General features: G+C 56.4%; 3 protein-coding genes. 2 read left to right on the forward strand and 1 reads right to left on the reverse strand.

All coding sequences use genetic code 11. From position 1 onward, the window contains the following. On the reverse strand, positions 1–190 hold a 190-nt coding region (locus VN622_15830; protein HWR37330.1), incomplete at its 3' end, for a hypothetical protein. A 906-nt stretch (positions 191–1096) separates the two neighbouring features. Here VN622_15830 and VN622_15835 point away from each other — a divergent pair. Further along, positions 1097–1570 carry a DUF308 domain-containing protein gene (locus VN622_15835; GenBank protein ID HWR37331.1) on the forward strand — a complete coding sequence of 158 codons (474 nt, stop codon included), beginning with the start codon at positions 1097–1099 and terminating at the stop codon, positions 1568–1570. Between the two features lie 106 nt (positions 1571–1676). Next, positions 1677–2168: a DUF1269 domain-containing protein gene (locus tag VN622_15840; protein ID HWR37332.1), complete on the forward strand. Its 492-nt coding sequence runs from the start codon at positions 1677–1679 to the stop codon at positions 2166–2168. The last annotated feature ends 367 nt before the right edge of the window (positions 2169–2535 follow it).

Raw genomic sequence — 2535 nt, forward strand, 5'->3', positions numbered from 1 at the left:
TCGAGAGCGGCCAGACGTAGGGCTTGTTACCGCCCGGGGCGAGATAAAAGCTGGTGTAGGGCTTCCCGCCGATCTCCACAAGAATGCGGTCCGGCGCCGCCTGCGTGAACTTCACCTGGGCGCACAGCGGCAGCGCCAGAACGAATGTTGCGAGAATAGTGAATCGCACGAATGATTTCTCCTCAGGCATAGATTCGCCGGCGTACTACTCGGGCAGGCGTCCATGATGCCAGTGGCAGGATTCTACTGCGCCCACCTCAGCAAGTCAAACGACGACCAAAGGACGAAGGACTTGATTGCTCTGCAACCGCAGCAGATCGTCAGCTTAACTCAGGGGTGAACACCGAAATGCCGAAATGGCGATTCGGACTCCAGGCGTCCAGTTCAGTCGAAACTCGGGACCAGCGTTGTCTGTTTAGTCTCTCCAGTCCGCCTGCGTGTCTGTCTTGCTCTCAAAAAACCGACACCCGCGGTACTTACCAGTTGCCACAACGAACACACAACGAACGGACATCAGTGAGAGTCCACCAGGGCTTTACTAATCCGAATTCCAAAATTATTCTCGTTGCTCGAGCTGCGAATGCCGGCGTCACCGTCGGCGAGACCTGGTAGACTCGGCGGAAAAGATTATCGAACTCGGCCTCGTCTGCGTCACGCACGATTCGTGGCGACGCTTGAGACGTTGATGTGGAACTGCGAGCGTTGCGAGGACTGCACCGAGATCTGTGGCTGCGGCGAAGACATCCACTGGCGGGTGTGGCGCTACAAGGCACAAATAGGACTACGATGTCGGCCGGCGCCCGTGCTGCTGAATGCAACGCGAGGGCCTCGGCATCCCTTTGTTGTCCCGAATGTAAACACACGGGAGCCGTTCAGGAAGCATCATGTCGCAGTCAGGTCGGTAAGTAACACCGTATGAGCGCGCACGTCGTACAGGCGAGCGAACTCGAGCGCTATGGAAAGTACCATTACGCAATCCCTGTGATCCTGACAGTTACATTTCATGTTAATTCTCCGAGGTCCTCAGAGATCCTTGACAACTTGATCTTGACAACTTCTGGGGCCAGAGTTATGGTCCTAGCGGAGGTGTTGTCTTATGCCTTCCCTGACGATTCTGGCAGGCATCTCCCGGAACTGGTGGGTGCTGGCTGTTCGTGGGTTCATCGCTGTTCTTTTCGGCCTTTGTGCATTCCTCTGGCCGGGCCTGACCTTAGCCGTGTTGGTTTTGCTCTGGGGCATCTTCGCCTTGGCTGACGGGGTCATGGCAGTGATTGTGGGGGGATGGGGCCGATGGTGGTCGCTGCTCCTATTCGGCCTTCTCGCAATTGCCATCGGGGTGTTCGCCCTATCACAACCGCATATAACTGCCCTTGCCTTACTCTTCGTCATCGCCGCGTGGGCGATCGCCCGCGGCATCTTTGAAATCGTTGCGGCAATTCGACTCCGCAAGGAACTCTCCAACGAGTGGCTGCTGATCTTGAGCGGTTCGCTCTCGATCGCCATTGGGGTGCTGTTGGTAATGTTTCCCGGCGCAGGAGCTCTTTCTATGGTCTGGCTTCTTGGCGCATAACCAAGGCTGGCATGACGGCCAGCAGGGTTTGCTGGAGTTCTAGTTTCTAGAGTTCAGGCGTGCTTTTCGCTCTCGCGGACAGGAAATACAAAAGGAAGGTAGCATTATGGCGACACTCTCGGTAGTAAAGTTCAATAAAGCTGAAGGGGCTGAAGAGGCGCTCAACAAGCTCCGAGGGTTGCAGCAGCAGCAACTGATTCAAATTATTGATGCCGCGGTCGTCACTTGGCCCGTCGGGCGCAAAGGGCCCAAGACAAGGCAGGCAGTTGATACGGCGGGCATGGGCGCGCTTGGAGGAGGGTTCTGGGGTCTTCTCTTCGGCTTCCTGTTCTTCTTGCCGCTTCTTGGGTTTGCGCTTGGCACGGCGGCGGGTGCCCTGGCTGGCGCTCTGACCGACATCGGAATCGATGACAGCTTTATCAAGCAGGCGCGCGACAAGATCACCCCAGGCACGTCGGCGTTGTTCCTGTTGTCCGCGGATGCAGTGGCCGACCGGGTCGTGCCCGAACTCAAGAACCTGAACCCTGAACTGGTTGCCACGAACTTGTCGAAGGATCAGGAAGCCAAGCTTCGAGAGCTCTTCGCCGAGAATCAGTAGTGGGGAGGGGGACCGATCAGGAGGTTTGTTGCAGATTGTGCACCGCCACAAAACTTGGACGCGTGTCTTGCGACTGAAACTGTTGAACTCTTGGGCATGCACGCTGATGACGTAGCCAGGTCGCCGGTTCCACCGAGAATCGTATGAAACACGTACCGCAACTCTGAAATTTCGAGGCCGTCGGCCACCTGACTGGGATGCTGCTGCACATCGACACCAGCAAGCATGGGCTCTAGATCATCAATGGGGGCAGGCCCCACCTCTGAACTGATAAAACATTCTTGAAAGGAAACGTTTGATCAGATCAGAGGCAATACTGGGCCTGCCTGGATACCAGATTACAGGCATCGACGAGGAAAGTGGAAGG

The sequence above is a fragment of the Clostridia bacterium genome, assembly GCA_035561135.1.
GTDB lineage: Bacteria > Acidobacteriota > Terriglobia > Terriglobales > Acidobacteriaceae > DATMYA01.

Excerpts from the sequence above, each read along its gene's own strand:
- VN622_15835 (HWR37331.1), top strand. The coding sequence starts at position 1,097 with ATGCCTTCCCTGACGATTCTGGCAGGCATCTCCCGGAACTGGTGGGTG.
- VN622_15840 (HWR37332.1), top strand. The coding sequence starts at position 1,677 with ATGGCGACACTCTCGGTAGTAAAGTTCAATAAAGCTGAAGGGGCTGAA.